The sequence below is a fragment of the Lysinimonas soli genome (assembly GCF_042655435.1).
GTDB classification, from domain to species: Bacteria; Actinomycetota; Actinomycetes; order Actinomycetales; family Microbacteriaceae; genus Lysinimonas; species Lysinimonas soli.
Genome location: NZ_JBHSMG010000002.1, coordinates 191,597 through 216,025, shown reverse-complemented (window position 1 = coordinate 216,025; position 24,429 = coordinate 191,597). Strand labels below are relative to the sequence as shown.

Sequence of the window (24,429 nt, the reverse complement as noted above, 5' to 3'; positions counted from 1 at the left end):
GCCACCGCGGTCACGGCAGGTGCCGCTCCTCCGGGCCGACGTACTCCGAGAGCGGGCGGATCAACGCGTTCGCGGCACGCTGCTCCATGATGTGCGCCGTCCACCCGGTGACCCGGCTCGCGACGAACAGCGGGGTGAACATCTCGGTGTCGAACCCCAGCAGCCGGTAGGCCGGGCCGCTCGGGTAGTCGAGGTTCGGCTTGATCGACTTGCGGGCATCCATCGCGGTCGCCAGCGTCTCGTACAACGCGAGCAGCTCCTGGGCCCTGTGCTCGGCGATCAGCCGGTCGAGGGCCGCCTTCATCGTGGGAACGCGCGAGTCACCGTTCTTGTAGACCCGGTGCCCGAAGCCCATGATCTTGCGCTTCTCGGCGAGGGCGCGGTCGAGCCAGGCCTCGGCCCGGTCGGCCCCGCCGATCTCGTCGAAGACGTGCATGACGGCCTCGTTGGCCCCGCCGTGAAGCGGGCCCTTGAGGGCACCGATCGCCGCGACGACCGCCGAGTGCAGATCCGAGAGGGTGCTCGTGACGACCCGCGCGGTAAAGGTCGACGCGTTGAAGGAGTGCTCGGCGTAGAGCACCATCGAGATGCGGAAGACGTCGACCGCGGTGGGGGTGGCCTCCTCGCCGAAGGTCATCCAGAGGAAGTTCTGCGAGTAGTCGAGGTCGTCGCGCGGCGGCACGAGCTCCTGCCCGCGCCGGCGTCGCTGGTCGTACGCGACCATGGCGGGCACGGCCGCGAACAGGCTCACGGCCTTGGCCAGCTCGGCCTCGGGCGAGGAGTCCTCGGCCCGCGGGTCGCCGGCGCCGAGCACGCTCACGGCGGTGCGCACGACATCCATCGGATGCGACGTGACCGGCGTGAGGTCGATGGCGGCCTTCACGTGGGGCGCGAGGGCGCGCCCGGCCCGCTCGGCCTTCTCGAAGCCGGCCAGCTCATCCGGAGTCGGAAGCTCGCCGTGCCACAGCAGCCAGGCGACCTCCTCGAAGGAGCGGCCGGCCGCGAGCTCCTGCACGGGGTACCCGCGGTAGAGCAGCGAGTTGGTCTCGGGGTTGACCTTCGAGATCGCCGTCGTGTCGACGACGACCCCCGCCAGGCCCTTCTTGATGTCGGTCATGTCACGTCCTCGTGGGTCGGTTCCGGCGCCGCCGGCTCAGCTGTCTCGATTGTGGCTCAGGTCGAAGGTGAAGATGCCCTCGTCGAACGACGAGTATCCCGCGTAGTCGATCAGCTCGTAGAGCCGGGCGCGGGTCTGCATCTCGGGCACCTTCGAGGTGAGCGAGCCCTCGGCGAGGATCGTCTCGAGCCCGCGCTCGGCGGCCCCCATCGCGAGACGCAGCAGCGACACCGGGAAGATCACGATGTTGACGCCCACATCGGCGAGCTGCCGGGTGGTGAACAGCTCGCTCTTGCCGAACTCGGTCATGTTGGCCAGGATCGGCACGTCGACCGCTTCCCGGATCGCGGCGAACTCCTCGAGACTGGCCATCGCCTCGGGGAAGATGGCGTCGGCCCCGGCGTCGGCGAGCTTCTTGGCCCGGTCGATCGCCGCGCGCATGCCCTGCGTCGAGTCGGAGAGCGTCCCGCGGATGTCGGTGCGCGCCATCACCAGGAAGTTCGGGTCCCGGCGCCCCAGCACCGCCGCGCGGATCCGCTTGAGCGCGGTGTTCTCGTCGACGACCTCCTTGCCGTCGAGGTGGCCGCAGCGCTTGGGGTTGACCTGGTCCTCGATGTGCAGGCCGGCGAGGCCGGCATCCTCGATCAGCTGCACGGTGCGGGCGACGTTCATGGGCTCGCCGAATCCGGTGTCGGCGTCGACGAGCGCGGGAAGGTCGGTGACCCGGGCGATCTGCCCGGCGCGCTGGGCCACTTCGCTCAGGGTGGTGAGTCCGATGTCGGGCAACCCGAGATCGGCCGAGAGCACGGCGCCCGAGACGTACACGCCCTCGAAGCCCTTGTCCTGGATGAGCTGCGCGCTCAGCGGGTTGAAGGCGCCGGGCATCCGCAGCAGGGTGCCGCTCGCGAGGGCGGCTCGGAAGGCGGCGCGCTTCTCGTGCGGCGGGATCGTGGACTGCAGCATCAGCGCCCTCCTGCTGTGCGCTCAACGCGGCCCTCACCGCGCGTCCGTCTCGCCTGCCCTGGCGAAATGAAGGAAATGCGCGCCGGGCCTGACGCGGATTCGGGTCTCATGCGGTCATCCATTGAGCATCTCCTTCATTTTGGTGCGGGTGCGGGTGCGGGTGCGGGTGCGGATGCGGATGCGGGTGCGGGTGCGGGTGCGGGGGGGAGTGGGAGTGGGAGCGCCGGGTCGGGCTCGGCATTCCGAAGCGGGGTCGCGCCTCAGAACAGACCGCGCGGGGGCGTCGGCAGGCCCGGCGTCCACACGGTGAGGCCGCCGAGTTCGGCGGCGCTGAGCTCGGGCAAGCGCTGGGCGAGCGCCAGGAAGCGCTCGATCTCGTCGGCGGGCAGCACCCCGTCGGCGAGCGAGCGGAACTTGGCGACGTAGTTCTCGCGCGCGAACGGGCGCGCCCCGAGCGGATGCGCGTCGGCGACCGCGATCTCGTCGGTGATCGTCGTGCCGTTCGTGAGCGTGATCTCGACCCGGCCGCCGAACGCCTTCTCGGCCGGATCGTTGGAGTGGTAACGGCGCGTCCACTCCGGGTCCTCCACCGTCGTGATCTTGTGCCATAGCGCGACCGTGTCGGGCCGGCCGGCGCGCTCGGGGGCGTACGAGTCGACGTGGTGCCACGTCCCGTCCTGCAGCGCGACGGCGAAGATGTACGGCACCGAGTGGTCGAGGGTCTCGCGACTGGCCGTGGGGTCGTACTTCTGCGGGTCGCCCGATCCGGAGCCGATCACGAAGTGGGTGTGATGGCTGGTCGCCAGCACGATCTTCTCGACGTTCGCCGGGTCCTTGAGCTCCGGATGCTGCGCCCCGAGCTTGCGCGCCAGGTCGATCCAGGCCTGGGCCTGGTACTCGGCGGAGTGCTCCTTCGTGTAGCTGTCGAGGATCGCGCGCTTGGCCTCGCCGGCCTCGGGCAGTGCCACCTCGTAGCGGCCGGACGGCCCGTCGAGCAGCCAGGCGATGACGCCGTCCTCGCCCTCCCAGATCGGCGACGGGCTGGTCTGACCGCGCATCGCCCGATCCACCGCCTCGATCGCCATCTTGCCGGCGAAGGCCGGGGCGTAGGCCTTCCAGGTCGAGATCTCGCCCTTGCGCGACTGGCGGGTCGCCGTGGTGGTGTGCAGGGCCTGCCCGATCGCCTGGTAGATCGTCTCGGCCGGCAGCCCGAGCAGGGTGCCGATTCCGGCGGCCGCGCTCGGCCCGAGGTGGGCGACGTGGTCGATCTTGTGGGCGTGCAGGCTGATCGCCTTGACCAGGTCGATCTGGATCTCGTACCCGGTCGCGATTCCGCGCACGAGCGCCGCGCCATCCTTGCCGGTGTGCTGCGCGACGGCCAGGATCGGCGGGATGTTGTCGCCGGGGTGCGAGTACTCGGCGGCCAGGAAGGTGTCGTGGAAGTCGAGCTCGCGCACCGCGACCCCGTTGGCGAACGCCGCCCACTCGGGGCTCGATCGCAGTTGCGAGCCGAACACCGTCGCGCCGGGCGAGTACGGATGCGCCTCGGCCTGCCCGCGAGCCGCGACGACCGGCGGGCGGCTCAGCGACGCGGTCGCGACGGCCACGTTGTCGATGACCCGGTTGATGATCATCTCGGTGACCTCGGGTGAGACCGCGACGGGGTCGGTCGCGACCTCGGCGATCCGCCAGGCGAGCTGCTGCTCGCGCGGCAGCTGCTCGTCGCTGCGGTAGGTCCTGACGGAGTAGGTCTTCATCGGCTGCCCTTCGTGCCCGTCGTGGACGGGATGCTCTGGTGGGGGATGGTCTGGTGGGATGCGGTCCGGGGGGATGCCGTGCCGGCGCGGTGGGTGCCGTCCCGGTCGCGCAGCATGGCGACGATCGTGGTGAGCGAGGCGTGCAGGTGGACGGCTGTCGCGGATGCCGCGAGCTCGGCATCCCCGTCGCGCACCGCCTCGCAGATCAGGCGATGCTCGGCCGCCGCCCGCAGCAGGCGCTCGGGATTGTCCTGGGCGAGCCGCCGCGCCCGCACCAGGTGCACCCGCACGCTGTCGAGCGCCGCCCGCAGCACCGGGTTGCCGACCGCCTCGTCCATCGCCGCATCGAAGCGCGCCACGACCGCGTAGTAGGCCTCGGTGCCGCCCGCGGCCAGGGTCTCGGTAGCGTGCGCGAAGCTGTCGACCAGCCCGTCGAAGACGACCGGGTCCCGGCGGCGTGCCGCGAGGCGTGCCGCCTGGAGCTCGAGCGCCTCGCGCAGCTCGAACAGCTCGGCGATGCTCTCGGTCGACACGTCCGGAACGACCCCGGTGCGACCGCGCGTGGTATCGACGAGACCTTCGAGCGCGAGCCGCGCCAGGGCCGCGCGCAGGGGGGTGCGCGAGACGCCGAGCCGCACGGCGAGCTCCGTCTCGCTGAGCGCCGTGCCGGGGTCGATGCGCCAGTTCAGGATGTCGTCGCGCAGCGCTTCGTAGGCTCGGTCACTGGCACGCACGGGGCGATGCTACGCCCCTCGATGCCATTCTGTATACAAATCCCGCGATTTGGCCCGCGCGATAGGGCTCCAACCGCTTGTCTGTATCCACGCTGTCTCGCGAGGGGCGGGTCAGCAGTCGCAGTCGATCGCGTTGCGGGGTCCGGTCAACTCGTCGACGGGCCGCGGCACCGGGCCGTCGTGGTCGACGACGGCGAGCCCCTCCCGGGCCCAGTACTCGAAGCCCCCGATCAGCTCGCGCACCTCGTAGCCCAGGCGGCTGAACTGCAGGGCGGCCTTCGTCGAGCCGTTGCATCCGGGGCCCCAGCAGTACACGACCACCGGGGTGTCGAGCGGGATCTCGCGGGGCGCGCGCTCGGCGATCTCGGCGGTCGGCAGGTGCACGGCACCGACCGCGCGGCCCTGATGCCAGGCCGCGTGCCCGCGGGTGTCGACGAGCACGAGCCGTTCGCCGGCCGCGAGGGCCGCCGCGACATCCGACGGATCGGTCTCGTACCGAAGCTTCGCCGCGAAGTGCTCGATCGCCGCCTCGCGCGCCGCGGTCGACGGTCCGGATGTCTCGATGCTCGTCATTCCTCGACGCTAGCCGCAGGGCTCGCCGAGCCTGAGCGCCGGCGCTGCCAGCCTTCGCCGAGGGACTGCCATCCCGGGCGAACGGCCCCCTCGTCGAACCGACTACCCTCGACAGAAGTGAGCGAACCAACGAGCGCGCCGGAGCTCCCCGCGCCGACCGACCGCCGCCGGCGTCTCGTCGACATCACCCCGCTGCGTCGCTCGCCCGCCTTCGCCCGGCTGTGGATCGGCGCCACCGTCTCGGGCGTCGGCGCCCAGCTCACCCTGGTCGCCGTCGGCCTGCAGATCTACGACATCACCCGCTCGACGCTCGCCGTCTCGCTCGTCGGGGGCATCTCGCTGGTTCCGATGGTCATCGCCGGGCTCTGGGGCGGCGTGCTGGCCGATGCCTTCGACCGCCGGCTCGTGCTCATCATCAGCGCCATCACGGGCTGGCTCAGCACCCTGGGACTCATCACGCTCGCCTGGATCGAGCTCGCCGACGGCGGCCACGTGCCGGTCTGGCCGTTCTACGCGTTCACCACGATCAACGCGGTCGCGGCGACCATCACTCAGGCCACCCGCAGCTCGGTGTATCCGCGGATCCTGCCGGCCGGGCTGCTGGCTCCGGCGAGCGCCCTCAACGGGATCGCGTTCGGCATCCAGCTGACCCTCGGTCCGGCCGTCGCGGGCGTGCTGGTCGCGACCACGGGCTTCGCCTGGACGTACACGGTCGACGCGCTGCTGTTCACGGCGGGCTTTCTGGGGATCCTCTCGCTGCCCAAGCTCGCCCCGCTCGGCGAGACCTCGGGTGCGGGGTGGCGCTCCCTGCGCGACGGGCTCGCCTTCCTGGTGCGTGCCCCCAACATCCGCGCGGGCTTCCTGATCGACCTGCTCGCCATGGGCCTCGGCCGCCCCTTCGTGATCCTGCCGGCGGTCGGCGCGCTCGTCATCGGCGGCGGACCCGTCACGGTCGGCATCCTCACCGCCTGCGCCGCGACCGGCACCTTCCTCACCAGCCTGTTCAGCGGCCCGGTCCGCCACGTGCGGCGCTACGGCCTCGCGATCGGCGGCAGCGTCATGCTGTACGGCGGCTTCGTGGCCCTCTTCGGGCTCGTCGTCGGGGCGATGCAGACCGGATGGTTCGGCCGCGTCGGCGCCGACATCGCGCACGTCAACGTGGTCGCCCTCGTGATCGCGGGAGTCGCCCTGGCCGGTACGGGTGCCTCCGACGAGGTGAGCGCGATCTTCCGCACGACCATGATGCTGACCGCGGCGCCCGACGGGATGCGCGGCCGGCTGCAGGGCATCTTCACCGTCGTCGTCACCGGCGGGCCGCGGATCGGCGACCTCTACATGGGCACGCTCGCGACCCTCGTCGCGCTCTGGTTCCCGCCCGCGCTCGGCGGTCTGCTGATCGTCGCGGCGGTCGGCGTCATCCTGCGCGTGCAGCGCGGCTTCCGCGAATACGACGCCGCCGACCCCTCGCCCTGATCCACTCCGCGCGGACACAGCGAGGGTCGGGATCGCGCACCTAGGCTGACGCCATGTCCGATCGGCCGCCGGCGCCACGTCGCCTCCTCGGCCAGGCCATGCCCGCCGTCGCCGGCCTCGCCTCGGTGATCCTCGGCCTCGGCGTCGCCGAGCTCGTTGCCGCCGCCGTCGCGCCCACCGCGGGCCCGCTGCTCGTCGTCGGTTCCCAGCTGATCGACTGGGCGCCTGCCTGGGCGAAGCAGGTCGCGATCGCCCTGTTCGGCACCGGCGACAAGGCCGCCCTGCTGACCGGGGTCGGCGTCGTGCTCGCGCTCGTGTCGGCCGGCGCCGGGGTGCTCGAACGCCGCCGGCCGCCGATCGGCCGGCTCCTCATCGGCGCCCTGGGCGTGTTCGGGGCGGGCGCCGCGATCGCACGCTCCGGCTCCTCGCTGCTCGACGTCATCCCGGCGGCCGTCGCCACCGTCGTCGCCGTGCTCGCGCTCGGCTTCCTGCTCAGACGGCTCGCCGAGCCGGTGCCGGCCCGGCCCGTGAACCCGGCGACTCTGCGCACGGCGGGCGCCGCCTCGGGCCCGTCGACCGCCGACGCCGCCGCCCGACTCACGCGCCGGCGCTTTCTGGGGCTCTCCGCGGGCGCGGTCACGATCGGCGCCCTGAGCGCCCTGGGCGGCTACGCCCTGCAGGCCGGCTCACGTGCCGCGACGGCGGCGCGCAACGCCTTCCGCCTGCCGACGCCCAGCGTGGCCGCCCCGGCGGTTCCCGCCGGCGCCGAGTTGGCCGTCGCCGGCCTGACCCCCGTCGTCACGCCGAACGCCGACTTCTACCGCATCGACACCGCCCTCCAGGTGCCGCAACTCAACCCCGACGACTGGCAGCTGAAGATCACCGGGCTGGTTGAGCATCCCGTGACGCTCGGCTGGGCCGAACTCATCGCCCTTCCGCTGGAAGAGAGCTACACGACCCTGATGTGCGTGTCGAACGAGGTCGGCGGCGATCTGATCGGCACCGCGAAGTGGTTGGGTTATCCGATCCGGCACCTGCTGGCCCGGGCCGCGCCGACGGCCTCCGCCGACATGGTGCTCTCGCGAAGCTCCGACGGGTTCACGGCCAGCACCCCCCTGGTGGCGCTGCTCGAGGCCGACCGCAACGCGATCCTCGCGATCGGCATGAACGACGAACCCCTGCCGGCCGAGCACGGGTCCCCGGTGCGGATGGTGGTGCCCGGGCTCTACGGCTACGTCTCGGCCACCAAATGGGTCGTCGAACTGGAGGTCACCCGTTTCGCCGACCACGCCGCCTACTGGACCGAACGGGGCTGGAGCGACCACGGCCCGATCAAGCTGGAGTCGCGCATCGACGTGCCCCGCCAGGGAACGATCGTGAGCCGCGGGCAGCTCGTGGTCGCGGGCGTGGCCTGGCATCAGCACACCGGCATCTCGAAGGTGGAGGTGCAGGTCGACGACGGCCCGTGGAACGAGGCGACATTGGCCACCGCGATCTCGGTCGACACCTGGGTGCAGTGGAGATGGACCTGGAACGCCTCCTCGGGCACGCACAAGCTCCGGGTGCGCGCGACCGACGCCGCGGGCGAGGTGCAGACCTCGCAGCACGCCGACGTGATCCCCGATGGGGCGACCGGATACCACGAGGTCGACGTCCAGGTCGCCTAGCGGATCAGCTCTTGGCGCCCGTGACGGCGAGGGTGCCGCCGAGGCCGATCATCATGACCCCGCCGACGACGCCCAGGCGCGAGAGCCGGCGCGGGGAGCGGGCGAACCAGTGCCGCGCCGCTCCGGCGGTGAGCGCCCAGATGCTGTCCATGCCGAGGGCGAGCACGACGAAGACGAGGCCGAGTTCGGCGAGCTGGGGTGGGATCGGCCCCGCGGCGGGATCGACGAACTGGGGCAGGATCGCCACGAAGAAGACGATCGACTTGGGGTTGGTGACCCCGACGACGAAGCCCTGGGCGAGCAGCCGCCAGGCCGAGCGCGGCACGGCCCGTTCGACGGGCGCCTGCACCTCGTGGCGATGACGGATGGCCTGGATGCCCAAGAAGATCAGGTAGGCCGCTCCGGCGAGCTTGACCACGGTCAGCACCGCGATCGACTCGGCGATGATCGCGCCGACCCCGAGCGCGACGGCGGCGGTCTGCACGAGCATCCCGCTCGCGTTTCCCACGACGCTCAGCAGGCCCGCGCGGCGGCCGAGCGCGAGCGTTCGCCCGATCACGAACAGCACGCTGGGGCCGGGCAACGCGATCAGCAGGGCGGCCGCGGCGGCGAACGTCAGCAGCTGGGAGAGCGGGACCATGCCCCGATGGTAGCGACGGCGGTTCATCTGCGAGGAATCTCAGAGGCGCCCTGCTGGACTGACCGGATGAGCTCGTCCTCCCTTCGCGGCCCGGCCGCCCTGCATCTCGACTTCCCGTGGGGCGCGGCCCAGCCCTCACTCTGGCGCTGGCTGCTCGCGACCGTCGTCGCGGTGACGGGATCGGTCGCCGCCTGCGCCGGACTCGCCGCCCTCGGGATCGCGCTCGATCCCTCGACGGCGGGGTACGAGCACTTCCAGTTCGCCGACTACGGCAAGTTCACGATCGTCGGCGTGCTGGGAGCCGGCATCGCCTGGCCGCTGACCGCCCTGGTGACCACGCGAGCGCGACGCCTGTTCCTCTGGCTCGCGATCCTGGTCACCCTGGTCAGCTTCGCCCCCGACGCCTGGATCCTGTACTCCGGCCAGCCGGCGAGCGCCGTCGGAATCCTCGCCGTGATGCACCTCGCCGTCGCCGTGATCACCTACCTCGGGCTGGTGCTCATCGCCCCTCAGCGTCGTCCGGTGCCGGCGTCGGCACCTGCGCCGGGCGCAGCCGACTCCTGAACGCGAGCAGCAGAACGACGGCGAGCGCCGCGATCCCGGCGCTGCAGTAGAACGGCGCGCTCGGGCCGAAGCCGTCCCACAGCGCTCCCGCGAGCAGACCGGCCGGAAGGGCCGCGAGCCCGACGACCGTGTTGTAGATGCCGAATGCACGCCCGCGCGCGGTCGGTCCGACCGTGTCGGCGATGAGCGCCTTCGAGACGCCCTCGGTCACGGCGTAATAGACGCCGTAGAACGCGAACAGGGGCCACACCTCCCACGCGCTACCGGCTACGGCGAAGCCGAGGTAGCACAGGGCGTACGCCGCCCAGCCGATCGTGATGAGCGGCAGCCGCCCGAGCCGGTCGGAGAGGATCCCGGCGGGAAGGGCCAGCGATCCGTAGATGACGTTCATCACCGCGTAGGCCAGCGGGATGGCGATCACGCCGAGCCCGAGGTTCTGGGCGCGCAGGATCAGGAAGGCATCCGACGAGTTCGCCAGCGCGAACACGCCCGCGATCGCGACGAACAGGTAGTACGAACGGGCGAGGGGAGTTCGCACGGCGACCGCGGTGCTGCGCACCCGACGGGTCTCGCGGATCCCGAAGATCACGATCGTGATCGTCACGATCAGCACCAGCGCCGAGATCACCAGCAGCCAGCGGTAGTAGTCGGACGAGGCGACCTTGCCCTGGATGAAGAGGAACAGCAGTCCGCTCAGGATCAGGGGTCCGACCGCCGAGCCGAAGGTGTCGAGCATCCGGGCGATGCCGAAGCTGCGACCGCGCCGGGTCGAGCTCGCGGCGTTCGCGACCAGCACGTCCTTGGGCGGGTCCTTCACCCCCTTGCCCACGCCGTCGGTGAACCGCAGTCCGAACACCGCGAGCGGCCCGACCGCGAATGCCAGTCCGGCGCGTCCGATCATCGACAGGGCGTAGCCGGCCACGACCAGGGGGCGCTGCTGGGGGAACCGGTCGGAGAGCCGGCCCGCGATGATCTTGAATGCGCTCGACGCGGCGGTGACCAGCCCATCGGCGACCCCGATCAACGCCTTGTCGAGCCCGAGGATCTGGGTGAGATACAGCGGCAGGATCGGGATGACGATGTCCTGGCTGATTCCGCCGAAGAAACTCGCGAATCCGACCGCAAGGACCGTCCGCCTCCCGCCCTCGGGGGGTTCGGTCTCGCTCGCGGCGTCAGCCATGTCGTGCGGTGCTCGTGTGACGCGCGAAAGCCTGCGGTTGCGGATCTCCGCAATCCTCATCGTTCAATGTCGATCACCCTGTTCCGCCCTGGGCGCTGAGTATCCCAGCCAGGACCGACCCGCGGCAACACCCCCGACGGATAGGCGCCGCCACGGTGGAGACCCTGGAGCGGCAAGGCCACGTGGTGAGGGCTTCTGACGCCTGAGGGGTGCCGGCTGCCGCACCACCCATGCTGTGTCTTGTGGGCTGTTTGTGTCACTCCAAAGGGCCCGGGATCACTGGTGTCTCCAAGCAGTGCTTGCTGGGTAATCCCAGGCTTAGGCAAAAGACTTCCCAGGGCCGCGATCACGCAAGTGGTCACAAGCACCTGACGTCAGTAGTCACGAAAACCTTCAGCAGTCCCTCTTGAGTGAAAATCCTGGCTGGTCTGCGGTGACTTCCAACGCTTTTTCTCCTCGGCGAGGTAGGAGTCGACTCTCTTGAGAAATCTTGCTCTAGCCCCTCTTCCGAAGTAAAAGCTGTCGAAGCCTTTCGTGTTGAGCAGGCTCCAACTGGGCTCTATCGAGCCCCATTGCTCTTCAATTTCCTTGAACTCCAGTTGAGGCTCGCCGTCGGTCGCCCACCGTTGCCGTGCCTGACAAAGGACGACATAGTGCCAAAGGCGCAGGACACCCTCCTCCGCGTCTGCAGGCACGGAATGCGAATCTAGGAGGTCTTCCACCCGACGCATCTCGTCGGGCAAAGCAAGCGCAATCTCCTCCTCGACGGGCCCAAGCGGCACTCCAAGCTTCATCCGGGTCACTTCGACGGCCACGGCATCCGGGGCCTTCAGCAGCCTCAGGCGAAATCCGAAGCTCAACGCATCCAAACCCATGGCCTCTTCCGAGACCCACCCAACCCAGCTCTGATCGATGCACTTGAGCCCGACGACCTGAGAGATTGTCTCGGCGGTGTCTTCAAACCAGCGATCGCTTTTCATATCGCCCTGGAGAAGAACGAGTGAACCAGGTATCCGCTTCCTACAACCCAATTCTGCAAGCCGGTCACCCCATTCACCGTTGCCCTCACCGTTACGCTCAATCCCAGTCTGCCGGTCGTATTCACAATGTCCGGCCCCGGGTCTGTCAGGAATCTTGTGTAAGTGGTTCGGCGTGATGCCGCAGCTTGGGGCTGTGGTGTGGAGATGATCACGCATGAGTAAGGAACTTCAGAAGCATCTGCAGGTTGATCCCGACACTGGCGAGGTGTTGCCGGCCGAGACCGATTTCGGCTCTCTCGCGGAGGAGCTGGTCGCGGCTGCCCGAGGGCAGGGTGTCGAGCTCACGGGTCCGAATGGTCTGCTGACCGGTCTGACCCGGCAGGTATTGCAGACCGCGTTGGAGGTCGAGATGGCCGACCATCTCGGCTATGACAAACACGATCCCGCCGGTCGCAATGGCCTGAACTCGAGGAACGGGTTGACGCCGAAGACGGTGCGGACCGAGGTCGGGGAAGTGACCGTTCAGGTGCCCAGGGATCGGGCCGGAACATTCGCTCCCGCGGTGGTGCCGAAGTACTCACGTCGCCTGGCAGGCTTCGACGAGGCCGTGATCTCGTTGTATGCCAAGGGGATGACGACCGGCGATATCGCCAACCATCTCGCTGAGATCTATGGCGACGAGGTCTCCCGGGAACTCGTATCGAAGGTGACTGATCAGATCCTGACCGATCTGGCCGAGTGGCAGTCTCGGCCGTTGGATGCGGTGTATCCGGTGATCCTGATCGACGCGATCGTGCTGAAAGTTCGCGCCGGCCAGGTCGGCAACCGGCCCGTGTATGTGGCGATGGGCATCACCCTGGACGGTCACCGTGACGTCCTCGGAATGTGGGTGGGGCCTTCGGGCGGCGAGGGTGCGAAGCAATGGATGAACATGCTCACCGAGCTGCGCAACCGCGGCATCCTGGACGTCATGATCGTGTGCTGCGATGGCCTGAAAGGGCTCCCCGAATCGATCGTGGCAACCTGGCCCAACGCAACGGTGCAAACCTGCGTCGTGCACCTGGTCCGCAACAGTCTCCGGTTCGCGTCGAAGAAATACTGGAAAGAGATCACCGGCGGCCTGAGAGAGATCTACCAAGCCAAAACCGTTGCCGAAGCGGAGGCCCGATTCGAGGACTTCGCGACCGAGTGGGAGGGCACCTATCCGGCGATGATCGGGATGTGGCGACGGTCCTGGGGCGAGTTCACCCCGTTTCTGGACTTCCCGATCGAGATCCGCAAACTGATCTACACGACCAACGGGATCGAATCACTGAACGCGAGATTCCGGGCCGCGACCCGACGGCGCGGACACTTCCCCAACGAGCAATCCGCCCTGAAAGTGCTCTACCTCGCCGTCATCGAACGACGACACAACCGCCAGAACCCGACCGGAGAAATCGCCGGCTGGAAAGCTATCCTGAACACCCTGGCAATGACCTACGGCGACCGCCTAGGACTCAACTAGCCGATGCCAGTTACACAAGAAAACAGACAGACCCGGGGCCGGACAGGTTCATAGCCGCGAGAAGAGCCGATTTCCCCTGACGGGCCGCCGTTCGAGAGCGCTCCGAGCGACTCATGTGCGTCTGACCGCCCTAACGACGCCACTGAGCGGCCCGAAACACCGAAAGGCGCCCGATCCGAGCGCCTTTCGCGAGTTACACAATCAATGGGATGCCTGTTACACAAACACCCCCTTGTGCGCGAGGCGGGACTTGAACCCGCACGCCCTTGCGAGCACTGGCACCTGAAGCCAGCGTGTCTGCCATTTCACCACTCGCGCGCATGACCGACTGAGCGGTCAACTCAGCGAGACTACCATCCCGGCCGCGGCGAAGTCGCCCAGTCGGTCTTCGGTCTTGTCCGACTAGCATCGTCATGTTCCATCCCGTCCCGCGACGCGGGCCCGGGCTCCGTGCGAGAGGTGGTCCCGTGGGGATACTCGACAGCTTCGAGAAGGGCTTGGAGCGCGTCGTCAACGGCGCCTTCGCCAAGACCTTCAAGAGTGGTCTGCAGCCCCTCGAGGTGACGGCCGCCCTGCGACGCGAGCTCGACACCAAGGCGGCGGTGGTCTCGCGCGATCGCATCCTGGTGCCCAACGACTTCGTCGTGCGCCTCGCCCCGGGTGACTTCGCCCGGATGACGAACCTCGGCCCGGCCCTGATCGACGAGTTCACCCAGCTGGTGCAGCGGCACGCGGCCGCCCAGCACTACTCCTTCGCCGGCGGGATCTCGATCCGGCTGCAGAACGACGGGTCCCTCCCGGAGGGCGTGGTGCAGATCGAGTCGGTGAACGTGAAGGGCGAGATCGCCTGGACGCCCGTGCTCGACATCGACGGCAAGCGCTACCCGATCACCAAGGCCCGCACCGTGATCGGGCGCGGCTCGGATGCCGACATCACGGTCGACGACACCGGCACCTCCCGGCAGCATGTCGAGATCCTCTGGGACGGCAAGCGCGGCCAGGTCAGCGACCTCGGCTCGACGAACGGCTCGAAACTCAACGGGGTGCCCCTGACGAAGGCGCCGCTGCCGCCGGATTCCGTCATCGAGATCGGCCGCACGCGCATTGCGTTCCGCGTTCTCGCGCAGGCCTCGGCGGGGGCACCCGGATCGAAACGGGGGGCGCCATGGGCGGACTGACCCTGCTCGTCCTGCGGATCGCCTTCCTGCTGCTGCTGTGGGCATTCGTGTTCGTGATCGTCTACGCGCTGCGCTCCGACCTCTTCGGTCAACGGGCGCGCAAGCTGCCGGCGATGGCAGGCGCCACGAGTCCGAGTCCCGTTCCGGCGCCCAGCCCCGTCGGCGCGATCCCGAACTCCCCGGCGCCCGCCGCCCCGTTCACGCAGCCCATCCAGCGCGGCGCACCGCACGCCGACGCCACGACGCCCCGCCGCCTCGTGATCACCTCGGGGCCGCGCGAGGGGCTCGAGATCGACCTGCCGGCCGAGCAGCTCACGATCGGGCGCTCGAGCGAGTCGGGGCTCGTCATCCGCGACGACTACACCTCGACCCATCACGCGCGCCTGATGCTGTGGAACGACCAGTGGGTCATCCAAGACCTAGACTCGACCAATGGCACGTTCGTCGCGGGGTCGCGCGTGATGCTTCCGACGCCCGTGCCTCCGGGAACGCCGGTCACGATCGGCACGACCAGCTTCGAGCTTCGGCGGTAACCGGGTGGCCACGACCCCCACGAGCGCGGCCGTTTCGCACGTCGGCAAGATCAGGGCGAACAACCAGGACTCCGGTTATGCCGGGGCGCACCTGTTCGTCGTGGCCGACGGCATGGGCGGGCACGCCGGGGGCGATGTCGCCTCGGCCATCGCGACCAAGCGGATCGCCGAAGCCGACACCGAGTACCCCTCGGTGCGCGACGCCGAGTTCGCCCTGCAGCAGGCCCTGATCGCGGCGAACTCGATCCTCGCCGAGACGGTGTTCGAGCACAGCGAGCTGACCGGCATGGGCACGACCGTCAGCGGCATCCTGCGGGTCGGCAATCAGCTCGCCCTCGCGCACATCGGCGACTCGCGCATCTACCGATTCCGCGACGGCGAGCTGACCCAGATCACGGCCGACCACACCTTCGTGCAGCGCCTCGTCGACTCGGGCCGCATCACGGCCGAGGAGGCGGCGGTGCATCCGCGGCGTTCGGTGCTCATGCGGGTGCTCGGCGACGTCGACGCCTCGCCCGAGATCGACACCGGCATCTTCGACACCAAGCCGGGTGATCGCTGGATGCTGTGCTCCGACGGTCTGTCGAGCTACGTCGCCGACGAGAAGATGAGCTCGATCCTCGCCACCGTGCGCACGGCCCAGGGGGCAGCCGATCGGCTGGTCAAGGAGAGCCTCGATCACGGCGCCCCCGACAACGTCACGGTCGTCCTGGTCGACATCGACGACAGCGGCGGTGCCTCCGGCATCGCCCCCACCTTCGTGGGCTCGGCCGCGATGCCGCTGAGCTACGAGAACGACACCAGCCGGCGCCCGATCCGACTGCCCACGCTCCTGCTGCATCCCCTCAAGGCGACCCAGCCCGAGGACAGCCACTTCGAGCCCGAGGGCGAGGGTTATCTCGAAGAGCTCATCGAAGAGGATCGCAAGCGCGCCCGCCGACGCCGCCTCGTCTGGCTCATCGTGCTCGTGCTCGCCGTCGCGGCGATCGTCGGCGGCGCCCTCGGCGCCTACGCCTGGACCCAGTCGCACTACTATGTCGGCGAGAGCCACGGCCGGGTGGCGATCTACCAGGGCGTTCAGCAGAACATCGGGCCGATCCACCTCTCGAGCGTGTACCAGTCGACGCAGATCAAGGTGTCGTCGCTTCCCGCCTACCAGCAGGAGAGCGTGGCGGCGACGATCAACGCCGAAAGCCTGCGCAACGCCCTCGACATCGTCGATCGCCTCTCGGCCGCGGCGGGCGGCTGACGGTGACCACGCAGGCCATCGAGGCCGGACCCCGGACGAGCCTCACGGGCACCATCCGGATCCGCCTGCGCACCCCGGCACGCCGTCGCAACCTCGAGCTCGTACTGCTGTTGGGCGCCCTGCTGCTCTCGGGCGGCGCCCTCGTGCTCGTCGAGCTGGGCGCGCTCGGCCGGGTCGGCGGCACCGTGCTCGGGCTCGAGGCGGGGCTCGCCGCGCTGCTCATCGCGGGACATGTGGCCCTGCGCGTCGTCGCGCCCGAAGCAGACCCCTTCGTGCTGCCGATCGCGGCGCTGCTCAACGGCATCGGCATCGCCGAGATCACGCGCATCGACATCTCGAAAGGCGTCAACGGCTGGGAGGCCGCCGGCATCCGGCAGATCGTCTGGACGGCGATCGCGATCGTCACCGCATTCGCGATCCTGGTGGCCGTTCGCAACCACCGGGTGCTGCAGCGTTACCGCTACATCGCGATGTTCAGCGCCATCGTGCTGCTGCTGCTGCCCATGCTTCCCGGCATCGGGCGCACGGTCTCGGGCGCCCGGGTCTGGATCGGCGTCGGCCCCTTCTCGTTCCAGCCCGGCGAGCTCGCCAAGATCGCCCTCGCGGTGTTCTTCGCCGGCTACCTGGTGACCGCGCGCGACTCGCTGTCGATGGTCGGGCGCACCTTCCTCGGGATGCGCTTCCCGCGGGTGCGCGACCTCGGCCCGATCCTTGTCATCTGGGTGCTCGCGATGGCCGTCATCGTGTTCCAGCACGACCTCGGAACCGCGCTGCTGTACTTCGGGCTCTTCCTCGTGATGATCTACGTGGCCACCGGCCGGCTCAGCTGGGTTCTCCTCGGGCTCCTGCTCTTCCTCGGCGGTGCGGTCATCGCCGGTCGAGTGCTCGACTACGTCGCGGGTCGCTTCAACTCCTGGCTCGACGCCTTCAACCCGGCGATCTACGACCGCAGCGGGGGCAGCTACCAGCTCGTGCAGGGCCTGTTCGGGCTCGCCGACGGCGGCCTGATCGGCACCGGACTCGGCCAGGGCCGGCCCGACATCGTCCCGCTCGCCGAGAGCGACTACATCATCGCCAGCCTCGGAGAAGAGCTCGGACTGATCGGATTGTTCGCGATCCTCGCCCTGTACCTGCTCTTCGTCTCGCGCGGGTTCCGGATCGGGTTCACCGGCCAGGACGATTTCGGTCGCCTGCTCGGCGTCGGGCTCTCGTTCGTCGTGGCCCTGCAGGTCTTCATCGTCATCGGCGGGGTGACCCGGGTGATCCCGCTCACGGGCCTGACGACGCCTTTCCTGGCGGCGGGCGGCTCCTCGCTCGTCGCGAACTGGATCATCGTCGCGCTCCTGCTGCGGTTGTCGGACTCGGTGCGCAATCAGCCGCGCTGGGTCGTCGACACCGCTCCGAATCCACTCAGCGTCACGGGGGGAGGCCCCGCATGAACAAGGAACTCCGGCGGGTGAGCATCGTGGTGCTCATCATGTTCCTGGCCCTGTTCGGTTCGTCGACCGTCATCCAGGTCTTCCAACAGGACAACCTCAAGGCCGATAGTCGCAACGTCCGCACCCTGTATGCCAGCTTCTCGGCCGAGCGGGGGCCGATCCTGGTCGCGGGTCAGCCGATCGCCCAATCGGTTCCGTCGACCGACGAGTACAAGTACCAGCGGCAGTACAGCAACGGACCGCTCTACTCGGCGGTCACCGGCTACTTCACCCTCAACCAGGGCAACACCGGCGTCGAGGGCTCGCTCAACGACTACCTGAGCGGGACGGCGAACCAGCAGTTCCTCGACCAGCTCAACGCGATCATCACCGGGCAGAACCCCAAGGGCGCGGCCGTCGAGCTGACGATCGACCCCAAGGTGCAGCAGGCGGCGTGGGATGCGCTCGGCGACTACCAGGGCGCCGTCGTCGCGCTCAACCCCAAGACGGGCGCGATCCTCGCGATGGTGTCGAAGCCCACCTTCGATCCCAACACGCTCGCCGTGCACGATAGCAAGCAGGTCATCGCCACCTACAAGCAGCTGCTGGGCGATTCCGGCCAGCCGCTCATCAACCGCGCGATCGCGGGATCCCTCAACCCACCCGGGTCGACGTTCAAGCTCGTGGTCACGGCGACGGCGCTCGAGAGCGGCAAGTACACCCCCGACTCCGAGTTCCCGAATCCCGGCGCGCTGCAGCTCCCGCAGAGCTCGACGGTCATCACGAACGCCGAGGGCGGCAGCTGTGGCGGCGGCGCGACCGCGAGCATCGCCACAGCGCTGCGCCTGTCGTGCAACATCCCCTTCGCCCAGCTCGGGCTCGCGCTCGGCAACTCGGCGATCAGTGCGGAGGCCAAGAAGTTCGGCTTCGGCGACTCCGGCATCCGGATTCCCATGAAGGTCACTCCGAGCGTCTACCCCTCGACCGACAGCGATGCTCAGCAGATGATCTCGTCGTTCGGTCAGGGTAACGACCGGGTGACCCCGTTGCAGATGGCGATGGTCTCGGCGACCGTCGCCAACGGAGGGCAGTTGATGAGCCCGACGCTGATCGATAGCATCACGGCGCCCGACCTGTCGGTGCTGCAGAAGCTTCAGCCCACCGTCTACAACACGCCGATCAGCTCGGCGACGGCGACGACGATGACGCAGCTCATGATCAACAACGTCGCCAACGGTGCAGCCAGTAATGCAAGAATCAGTGGTGTCGACGTCGCGGGCAAGACCGGCACAGCGCAGAACGGTCAGGGTGCGCCATACACCCTGTGGTTCACCGGTTTCGCTCCGGCGAACGATCCCCAGGTCGCCGTGGCGGTCGTGGTGGAGAACGGCGGAGGACGAGGACAGTCCGCCTTCGGAAACCTCCTCGCCGCGCCGATCGCGAAGAAGGTCATAGAGGCGGTGCTGAACAGATGAGACCCACAAGCGGCCTCACCTTCGGGGGGCGGTACCAGCTGTCGTCGCGGATCGCGATCGGCGGCATGGGCGAGGTGTGGCAGGCGACCGACCTCGTCATCGGGCGCACCGTCGCGATCAAGATCCTCAAAGACGAGTACCTCGGCGACCCCGGGTTCCTCGAGCGCTTCCGCGCCGAGGCCCGGCACGCCGCGTTGGTGAACCACGAGGGCATCGCGAACGTCTTCGACTACGGCGAAGAGGACGGCAGCGCCTACCTCGTCATGGAACTCGTGCCCGGCGAGGCCCTGTCGACGATCCTCGAGCGCGAGCGCGTGCTCCCCACCGACAAGGTGCTCGACATCGTGGCGCAGACCGCGTCGGCGCTGCAGGCCGCGCACATGGCCGGGCTCGTGCACCGCGACATCAAGCCCGGCAACCTGCTGATCACGCCCGAGGGGCGGGTCAAGATCACCGACTTCGGTATCGCCCGGATCGCCGACCAGGTGCCTCTGACCGCGACTGGCCAGGTGATGGGCACGGTGCAGTACCTGTCTCCGGAGCAGGCGAGCGGGCATCCGGCCTCGCCCACCACCGACATCTACTCCCTCGGCATCGTGGCCTACGAGGCGCTCGCGGGTCGGAGGCCCTTCACGGGCGAGTCGCAGGTCGCCATCGCCATGGCGCAGATCAACGAGGCGCCGCCCGAGCTGCCGGTGACGATCGCCGAGCCCGTGCGCAACCTGGTCTATGCCTGTATCGCGAAGCGACCGGACGACCGCCCCGCCTCGGCGGCCCACCTCGCGCGCGCCGCGCAGGCGCTTCGCCGCGGGGATGTCGCGGGCGCGGCCGCAGCCGTTCCCGGCATCGCGGGGGACGACCCCTTCACGACCTTCACGACGCCGATCGGCACCACGGCCGCGACCCGGTTGCTGCCCGCCGGGGGAGCCGCCGCGGTGCTTCCCGCGACGGTTCAGACCCCGACCCGTCGCCGCAACCCGTGGACCTGGCCCCTCATCGCGATCGTCTCGCTGCTCGCGGTCGCGCTGATCGCGATCATCATCGTGCTGCTGATCCGGCCCACCGGATCCGACACCCCGACCCCGAGCACCTCGACCTCGAGCCAGCCGAGCAAGACGCCGTCGCCCACGCCGTCGCCCAGTTCGACACTGATTCTGGTCAACCAGTCCGACTACATCAACAAGCCGTTCAGCGATGTGCAGAGCAAGCTCATCGCGCTCGGCTTCGGGGTCGACGAGGTGACCGGCCCGACGGCCACCACCCCGGATCTCAACGGCGCGGTGTCGAGCCTCAACCCGACCGGCAACCTCAGCAAGGGCCAGACGATCAAGGTCGCGGTCTATCAGGACTACCCCGGCCCGCCCGCGCCGGCGACACCCACCGCCGCGACCGGTCCCCACAGCGCGGGAGACACCGTGCCGATCGCGTGGACGACCTACACGGGATGCCCGAGCGGACATGCCCTGGTCGGCTACACCTTCACCCTGACGAACGCGACCTTCGCGAGCGGGTCGAGCAACCCCTTCGCTCCCGGTGCGACCTCGGCCAACATCGTGCTCGGCTCGGCCGGGCAGGCGACGGTCAAGTACATCGCGTCCTGCGGATCCGATGGCATCTCGTCGGCCCCGTCCGGAACCCTGACGATCACCGTCAACTAACGATCCGTCCGCGGAGGCGTGCTCAGGGCCGACCTCACGAGGTCAGCGGTTACACTGACAACGGATTTTCGACGATTGCTTGGGGTTGGCATGACGGTGACGGACGGGGCTGCGCCCGGCATCCGCCTGCTCGCGGGTCGCTACCAGATCGGTGAGCTGCTCGGGCGGGGCGGCATGGCCGACGTGCACCTCGGTCTCGACGCCCGCCTCAACCGCAAGGTCGCGGTCAAGCTCCTGAAGCCCTCGCTCGCCAACGATCCCGCCTTCCGCACCCGCTTCCGCCAGGAGGCCCAGGCGGCGGCGCGCATGGCGCACCCCACGATCGTGCGCGTCTTCGACGCCGGCGAAGAGACGGTGCGCGAGCCGAGCGGCGTCGAGGTGCAGGTCCCCTTCATCGTCATGGAGCACGTCGACGGCAAGCTGCTCAAAGACCTCGTGGCACAGGGCCCGCTCGAGGCGACCGAGGCCGTGCGGATCGTCGACGGCATCCTGACCGCCCTGGAGTACTCGCACCGCGCCGGCGTGGTGCATCGCGACATCAAGCCCGGCAACGTCATGATCACCTCCTCGGGGCAGGTCAAGGTCATGGACTTCGGCATCGCGCGGGCGATCTCGGACTCGTCGGCCACGATCGCGCAGACGAGCGCGATCCTCGGCACAGCCCACTACTTCTCGCCCGAGCAGGCGCGCGGCGAGGGCGTCGACGCCCGCACCGACCTGTACTCCACCGGGGTGGTGCTCTACGAGTTGCTCACCGGCAAGCCGCCCTTCCACGGCGACACCGCCGTCGCGGTCGCCTACCAGCACATCAGCGAGACGCCCGTGCCGCCGAGCGCGCTGAACCCGGCCATCTCACCCGCCCTCAACGCCGTCGTCATGCACGCGCTCGCCAAGGATCGCGGTGACCGATTCCAGACCGCCGCCGAGTTCCGGGCCGATCTCGACATCGCGATGACGGGCAAGGTCCCCGACCGCAGCCCGGTGGCCGACGACTTCAACGCCGCCCTGTTCGGGGTCAACCCGAACTCGACCGCCGCGTCCGAGGCGACCCTGCGCCGGCTGGCCGATGACACGGATCGCACCCCGCGCAGCCAGAACCGGCCCCCGGTCGCCTGGATCTGGGGCGGCGTTTCGGTCATGGCCGTCATCATCATCGCCACGCTGTTCTGGGTCTTCAGCCTCGCCCCCCAGCAACTGGTCGGCGCGAACGCCGCGGTCGCCGTGCCGGACGTGGTCGGACAGAGCTACAAGGTCGGCGGTCAGAAGCTGCTCGACGAGAAGCTCAAGGTCGCGCGACTCGACCAGCCCAGCGACACGGTGCCCGCCGGGCAGATCCTGGCGACGGATCCGACCGCCGGCACGCTGGTCAGCCCGGGCCTCGAGGTGCAGGTCACCGTCTCGTCCGGGCCGCAGCAGATCTCCCTTCCCGGTCTGATCTACAAGAGCGAGGCAGACGCGATCGCCGCGATCAAGGCAGCGGGGCTGGTCTACGGCTCGACGACCCAGGACTTCTCGGCGACCGTCCCGGCGGGCCAGGTGATCGGCGCGCTCGTGCCCGGCTCGCAGACCGCGAACGGCGGCACCGTGCAGGTCGTCAAGGGCGGAACCGTGAACCTGAGCGTCTCGAACGGCATGGTTCAAGTTCCGGATGTGCGCGGCCAGGACGTCGCCGCCGCTCGCGATCTGCTCGCCGGCGGAACCATGGGACTCACCGTCAAGCTCCACCCCGACTCGAGCTGCACCGGGCAGAAGGTGACGGCGCAGTCCGTCGTCGGCAACGCGCCGCAGAAGTCGGCGATCACGCTGACCTACTGCGCGGGCTGAGCCCCAGCGCTACGCGACGCGCGGGCTGAGGCCCTGTGCGCGATCGACCGCATCGCTCAGGCCCGCCGTCACGAGCCAGTTGGCCAGCATGCGGTATCCGCCCTCGGTCAGCACCGACTCGGGGTGGAACTGCACGCCGAACAGCGGCGCCTCGCGGTGCCGAAGGCCCATGATGACGCCTCCCTCGGTGCGCGACGTCACTTCGAGTTCGTCGGGAACCGTACCGTCGACGACGGCGAGCGAGTGGTACCGGGTGGCGAGGAACGGCTGTGGCACGCCGGCGTAGAACGAACTCTCGTCGTGGCGGATGAGCGAGGTCTTGCCGTGCATGAGCTCGTCGGCGTGGGTCACGGTCGCGCCGAGGGCCTCGGCGATCGCCTGGTGACCGAGGCAGACGCCGAGCAACGGGGAACCCGCGGCCAGGGCCGCGCGCACCACCGGGATCGAGATGCCCGCCGCGGCCGGAGTACCGGGGCCGGGTGAGAGCAGAACCGCGTCGTACTCGGCGATGCGGCTCGCCACTTCGGTCTCGGCGATCGCGTCATTGCGCACGACCTCGGTCTCGGCACCGAGCTGCTGCAGATACCCGTTGAGCGTGTAGACGAAGCTGTCGTAGTTGTCGACGACCAGGACGCGTGTCATCGGTTCGTCACCGTCACGTCGGGCGGCGAGGTGAACTGGTCCACGAAGGGGAAGACCCAGAACACCAGCGCCGCGAGCACCGCCGCCAGGGCGACGAGCAGGATCATCACGCGCAGCCACCAGGGCCCCGGAAGCACGCGCCACAGTGCGCCGTACATCAGGCCTTTCCGTTCACGGTGGCGGCGATCTCGGCCGGAGGGCCGCCCGCACGAGGGAAGAACTTGTCGAAGGTGCCGTAGGCGATCATGCGCTCGGCGGTCGAGAACAGCGGGTTGCAGGTCGTCAAGGTGATGTAGCGCTCCGTCGGCTGGACGCCGCTCTGCTCGGGGACCGGGTCGAGCACGCCCACGCCGGTCGGCTTCACGTATTGGAGGTTGCGGAAGGAGTACTGGTACCACCCGTCGACGGTCTCGACGAAGATGTGGTCGCCGACCTGGAGCTTGTTCTCGTCGAGCAGATTGCCGCCGTAGGCATGACGGTGGGATGCGATGGCGAAGTTGCCGAGGGCGCCCGGCATCTGGGTGGTGGGGTAGTGCCCCAGCTCACCCTTGTTGAGCACGTCCTTGACCCCGGTGCCCTCGGCGATCGGCCGGTAGTAGTCGGCCCCGAACCGTGGCACGATCAACATCGCGAACCGCTGGGCATTGGCGGGCGCGACCGAGATGACCGGCGGGTCCGCCGGATCCGCCGGCTTCGCGACTGCCCCGCTCTTGTCCCAGATCTTGGACTGCTGCACCGCCTGCCCGCGCACCTCGTTGCCCACGATGATGTTGTTGAGCCACTGCTGCCACCCGAGGAAGAGCAGCACGAGAACACCCGCCGTGATGAGCAGCTCGCCGAGAACGCCGACGACCGAGACGCGACGGCGCCGGGGACGAGGAGCGGGAGGCGACGGCACCGCGTCGAGCGCGTCCTGATCCGGCTGGGTCATGAGGTCGATTCTAGATCGTAGGCCCCTGGACGGCGGCCGCGAGATGCCGGCGGACGGGTCGTTGCCGGGATCCGTCCGTTAGGATTCTCGGCATGGCCCGTCCCAACGCACGCACCCAGCCGGAATCCGGCGAGACCCGCAGCGGCGAGCGGGCTCCGAATCCGGTGTGGTTCAAGCCCATCATGTTCGGGTTCATGCTCGTCGGCCTGATCTGGATCATCGTCTTCTACCTCAGCCAGACCCAGTGGCCGATCCCCGCGCTCGGCAGCTGGAACATCCTGGTCGGCTTCGGGATCATGTTCATCGGCTTCCTGATGACGACCCGCTGGCGCTGAGCGCTCGAAGAACTACACCGCTGTGATTCAT

The 24,429-nt window shown here is 69.1% G+C and carries 23 protein-coding genes and 1 tRNA gene; 12 read left to right on the top strand and 12 right to left on the bottom strand.

The window, feature by feature from the left end; translation table 11 throughout:
- Positions 1-10 precede the first annotated feature (10 nt).
- The 5 genes from ACFPJ4_RS08620 to ACFPJ4_RS08600 form a co-directional block, all read right to left on the bottom strand.
- A complete protein-coding gene (locus tag ACFPJ4_RS08620; RefSeq protein WP_386739997.1) occupies positions 11-1,117 on the bottom strand; it encodes a bifunctional 2-methylcitrate synthase/citrate synthase in 1,107 nt (368 codons plus the stop codon).
- Between the two features lie 36 nt (positions 1,118-1,153).
- A complete protein-coding gene (gene prpB / locus ACFPJ4_RS08615; protein WP_386739996.1) occupies positions 1,154-2,080 on the bottom strand; it encodes a methylisocitrate lyase in 927 nt (308 codons plus the stop codon).
- A gap of 260 nt (positions 2,081-2,340) precedes the next feature.
- A complete protein-coding gene (locus tag ACFPJ4_RS08610; RefSeq protein ID WP_386739995.1) occupies positions 2,341-3,837 on the bottom strand; it encodes an MmgE/PrpD family protein in 1,497 nt (498 codons plus the stop codon).
- On the bottom strand, positions 3,834-4,571 hold the full coding sequence (locus tag ACFPJ4_RS08605; protein WP_386739994.1) for a GntR family transcriptional regulator: 738 nt from the start codon (positions 4,569-4,571) through the stop codon (positions 3,834-3,836). The genes ACFPJ4_RS08610 and ACFPJ4_RS08605 overlap by 4 nt, the downstream gene beginning before the upstream one ends.
- Before the next feature lie 111 nt (positions 4,572-4,682).
- The gene (locus tag ACFPJ4_RS08600; RefSeq protein ID WP_386739993.1) at positions 4,683-5,144 is read right to left on the bottom strand and encodes a rhodanese-like domain-containing protein; all 462 of its coding nucleotides are present in this window, start codon (positions 5,142-5,144) and stop codon (positions 4,683-4,685) included.
- Positions 5,145-5,261: 117 nt separating this feature from the next.
- Here ACFPJ4_RS08600 and ACFPJ4_RS08595 point away from each other — a divergent pair, with 117 nt between their 5' ends.
- Together ACFPJ4_RS08595 and ACFPJ4_RS08590 are read left to right on the top strand one after the other, a co-directional pair.
- Positions 5,262-6,617, top strand: a complete 1,356-nt coding sequence (locus ACFPJ4_RS08595; protein WP_386739992.1) for an MFS transporter — start codon at positions 5,262-5,264, stop codon at positions 6,615-6,617.
- 53 nt (positions 6,618-6,670) lie between these two features.
- Positions 6,671-8,284: a molybdopterin-dependent oxidoreductase gene (locus tag ACFPJ4_RS08590; protein ID WP_386739991.1), complete on the top strand. Its 1,614-nt coding sequence runs from the start codon at positions 6,671-6,673 to the stop codon at positions 8,282-8,284.
- 4 nt (positions 8,285-8,288) lie between these two features.
- On the opposite strand, the gene ACFPJ4_RS08585 is transcribed toward ACFPJ4_RS08590, so the two are convergent.
- Positions 8,289-8,924: a LysE family translocator gene (locus tag ACFPJ4_RS08585; RefSeq protein WP_386739990.1), complete on the bottom strand. Its 636-nt coding sequence runs from the start codon at positions 8,922-8,924 to the stop codon at positions 8,289-8,291.
- A 66-nt stretch (positions 8,925-8,990) separates the two neighbouring features.
- On the opposite strand from ACFPJ4_RS08585, the gene ACFPJ4_RS08580 reads away from it, so the two are divergent.
- On the top strand, positions 8,991-9,488 hold the full coding sequence (locus tag ACFPJ4_RS08580) for a DUF6069 family protein (RefSeq protein ID WP_386739989.1): 498 nt from the start codon (positions 8,991-8,993) through the stop codon (positions 9,486-9,488).
- On the opposite strand, the gene ACFPJ4_RS08575 is transcribed toward ACFPJ4_RS08580, so the two are convergent.
- Entirely contained in the window at positions 9,424-10,668 is a 1,245-nt protein-coding gene (locus ACFPJ4_RS08575; RefSeq protein WP_386739988.1) for an MFS transporter, read from the bottom strand. The genes ACFPJ4_RS08580 and ACFPJ4_RS08575 overlap by 65 nt on opposite strands.
- Before the next feature lie 374 nt (positions 10,669-11,042).
- Positions 11,043-11,864 (bottom strand): hypothetical protein, encoded by an 822-nt coding sequence (locus ACFPJ4_RS08570; RefSeq protein ID WP_386739987.1) that lies wholly within the window; start codon positions 11,862-11,864, stop codon positions 11,043-11,045.
- Between ACFPJ4_RS08570 and ACFPJ4_RS08565 the strand changes: the two genes are divergently transcribed.
- A complete protein-coding gene (locus ACFPJ4_RS08565) occupies positions 11,863-13,155 on the top strand; it encodes an IS256 family transposase (RefSeq protein WP_386739986.1) in 1,293 nt (430 codons plus the stop codon). The genes ACFPJ4_RS08570 and ACFPJ4_RS08565 overlap by 2 nt on opposite strands.
- A 235-nt stretch (positions 13,156-13,390) precedes the next feature.
- Here ACFPJ4_RS08565 and ACFPJ4_RS08560 read toward each other — a convergent pair.
- Positions 13,391-13,473: transfer RNA gene (locus ACFPJ4_RS08560), tRNA-Leu, on the bottom strand.
- Between the two features lie 149 nt (positions 13,474-13,622).
- On the opposite strand from ACFPJ4_RS08560, the gene ACFPJ4_RS08555 reads away from it, so the two are divergent.
- The 7 genes from ACFPJ4_RS08555 to pknB all read left to right on the top strand — a co-directional run bounded on the left by ACFPJ4_RS08555 (position 13,623) and on the right by pknB (position 22,490).
- Positions 13,623-14,333 (top strand): FhaA domain-containing protein, encoded by a 711-nt coding sequence (locus ACFPJ4_RS08555; protein ID WP_386739985.1) that lies wholly within the window; start codon positions 13,623-13,625, stop codon positions 14,331-14,333.
- Positions 14,321-14,866 (top strand): FHA domain-containing protein FhaB/FipA, encoded by a 546-nt coding sequence (locus tag ACFPJ4_RS08550; protein WP_386739984.1) that lies wholly within the window; start codon positions 14,321-14,323, stop codon positions 14,864-14,866. Before ACFPJ4_RS08555 ends, ACFPJ4_RS08550 begins: the two co-directional genes overlap by 13 nt.
- 4 nt (positions 14,867-14,870) lie before the next feature.
- Positions 14,871-16,115 carry a PP2C family protein-serine/threonine phosphatase gene (locus ACFPJ4_RS08545; RefSeq protein ID WP_386739983.1) on the top strand — a complete coding sequence of 415 codons (1,245 nt, stop codon included), beginning with the start codon at positions 14,871-14,873 and terminating at the stop codon, positions 16,113-16,115.
- Positions 16,116-16,117: 2 nt separating this feature from the next.
- Positions 16,118-17,554, top strand: coding sequence for an FtsW/RodA/SpoVE family cell cycle protein (locus ACFPJ4_RS08540; protein ID WP_386739982.1), 1,437 nt, complete (start codon positions 16,118-16,120; stop codon positions 17,552-17,554).
- The gene (locus ACFPJ4_RS08535; protein ID WP_386739981.1) at positions 17,551-19,008 is read left to right on the top strand and encodes a peptidoglycan D,D-transpeptidase FtsI family protein; all 1,458 of its coding nucleotides are present in this window, start codon (positions 17,551-17,553) and stop codon (positions 19,006-19,008) included. Before ACFPJ4_RS08540 ends, ACFPJ4_RS08535 begins: the two co-directional genes overlap by 4 nt.
- Positions 19,005-20,666 carry a serine/threonine-protein kinase gene (locus ACFPJ4_RS08530; RefSeq protein ID WP_386739980.1) on the top strand — a complete coding sequence of 554 codons (1,662 nt, stop codon included), beginning with the start codon at positions 19,005-19,007 and terminating at the stop codon, positions 20,664-20,666. Before ACFPJ4_RS08535 ends, ACFPJ4_RS08530 begins: the two co-directional genes overlap by 4 nt.
- A gap of 90 nt (positions 20,667-20,756) precedes the next feature.
- Positions 20,757-22,490 carry a Stk1 family PASTA domain-containing Ser/Thr kinase gene (gene pknB, locus ACFPJ4_RS08525; protein WP_386739979.1) on the top strand — a complete coding sequence of 578 codons (1,734 nt, stop codon included), beginning with the start codon at positions 20,757-20,759 and terminating at the stop codon, positions 22,488-22,490.
- Between the two features lie 9 nt (positions 22,491-22,499).
- Here pknB and ACFPJ4_RS08520 read toward each other — a convergent pair whose 3' ends face one another.
- Genes ACFPJ4_RS08520 through ACFPJ4_RS08510 form a run of 3 tightly spaced genes read right to left on the bottom strand, consistent with a single transcriptional unit; the run spans position 22,500 to position 24,063 of the window.
- A complete protein-coding gene (locus ACFPJ4_RS08520) occupies positions 22,500-23,132 on the bottom strand; it encodes an anthranilate synthase component II (protein WP_386739978.1) in 633 nt (210 codons plus the stop codon).
- A complete protein-coding gene (locus ACFPJ4_RS08515) occupies positions 23,129-23,290 on the bottom strand; it encodes a hypothetical protein (protein ID WP_386739977.1) in 162 nt (53 codons plus the stop codon). The genes ACFPJ4_RS08520 and ACFPJ4_RS08515 overlap by 4 nt, the downstream gene beginning before the upstream one ends.
- Positions 23,290-24,063: a class E sortase gene (locus tag ACFPJ4_RS08510; RefSeq protein ID WP_386739976.1), complete on the bottom strand. Its 774-nt coding sequence runs from the start codon at positions 24,061-24,063 to the stop codon at positions 23,290-23,292. Before ACFPJ4_RS08510 ends, ACFPJ4_RS08515 begins: the two co-directional genes overlap by 1 nt.
- A 92-nt stretch (positions 24,064-24,155) precedes the next feature.
- On the opposite strand from ACFPJ4_RS08510, the gene ACFPJ4_RS08505 reads away from it, so the two are divergent.
- Entirely contained in the window at positions 24,156-24,398 is a 243-nt protein-coding gene (locus ACFPJ4_RS08505; protein WP_386739975.1) for a cell division protein CrgA, read from the top strand.
- Positions 24,399-24,429 lie beyond the last annotated feature (31 nt).

Coding starts and splice junctions, on each gene's coding strand:
- ACFPJ4_RS08620 (WP_386739997.1), bottom strand. CDS start 1,117: ATGACCGACATCAAGAAGGGCCTGGCGGGGGTCGTCGTCGACACGACG.
- prpB (WP_386739996.1), bottom strand. CDS start 2,080: ATGCTGCAGTCCACGATCCCGCCGCACGAGAAGCGCGCCGCCTTCCGA.
- ACFPJ4_RS08610 (WP_386739995.1), bottom strand. CDS start 3,837: ATGAAGACCTACTCCGTCAGGACCTACCGCAGCGACGAGCAGCTGCCG.
- ACFPJ4_RS08600 (WP_386739993.1), bottom strand. CDS start 5,144: ATGACGAGCATCGAGACATCCGGACCGTCGACCGCGGCGCGCGAGGCG.
- ACFPJ4_RS08590 (WP_386739991.1), top strand. CDS start 6,671: ATGTCCGATCGGCCGCCGGCGCCACGTCGCCTCCTCGGCCAGGCCATG.
- ACFPJ4_RS08585 (WP_386739990.1), bottom strand. CDS start 8,924: ATGGTCCCGCTCTCCCAGCTGCTGACGTTCGCCGCCGCGGCCGCCCTG.
- ACFPJ4_RS08580 (WP_386739989.1), top strand. CDS start 8,991: ATGAGCTCGTCCTCCCTTCGCGGCCCGGCCGCCCTGCATCTCGACTTC.
- ACFPJ4_RS08575 (WP_386739988.1), bottom strand. CDS start 10,668: ATGGCTGACGCCGCGAGCGAGACCGAACCCCCCGAGGGCGGGAGGCGG.
- ACFPJ4_RS08565 (WP_386739986.1), top strand. CDS start 11,863: ATGAGTAAGGAACTTCAGAAGCATCTGCAGGTTGATCCCGACACTGGC.
- ACFPJ4_RS08570 (WP_386739987.1), bottom strand. CDS start 11,864: ATGCGTGATCATCTCCACACCACAGCCCCAAGCTGCGGCATCACGCCG.
- ACFPJ4_RS08550 (WP_386739984.1), top strand. CDS start 14,321: ATGGGCGGACTGACCCTGCTCGTCCTGCGGATCGCCTTCCTGCTGCTG.
- ACFPJ4_RS08535 (WP_386739981.1), top strand. CDS start 17,551: ATGAACAAGGAACTCCGGCGGGTGAGCATCGTGGTGCTCATCATGTTC.
- ACFPJ4_RS08530 (WP_386739980.1), top strand. CDS start 19,005: ATGAGACCCACAAGCGGCCTCACCTTCGGGGGGCGGTACCAGCTGTCG.
- pknB (WP_386739979.1), top strand. CDS start 20,757: ATGACGGTGACGGACGGGGCTGCGCCCGGCATCCGCCTGCTCGCGGGT.
- ACFPJ4_RS08520 (WP_386739978.1), bottom strand. CDS start 23,132: ATGACACGCGTCCTGGTCGTCGACAACTACGACAGCTTCGTCTACACG.
- ACFPJ4_RS08515 (WP_386739977.1), bottom strand. CDS start 23,290: ATGTACGGCGCACTGTGGCGCGTGCTTCCGGGGCCCTGGTGGCTGCGC.
- ACFPJ4_RS08510 (WP_386739976.1), bottom strand. CDS start 24,063: ATGACCCAGCCGGATCAGGACGCGCTCGACGCGGTGCCGTCGCCTCCC.
- ACFPJ4_RS08505 (WP_386739975.1), top strand. CDS start 24,156: ATGGCCCGTCCCAACGCACGCACCCAGCCGGAATCCGGCGAGACCCGC.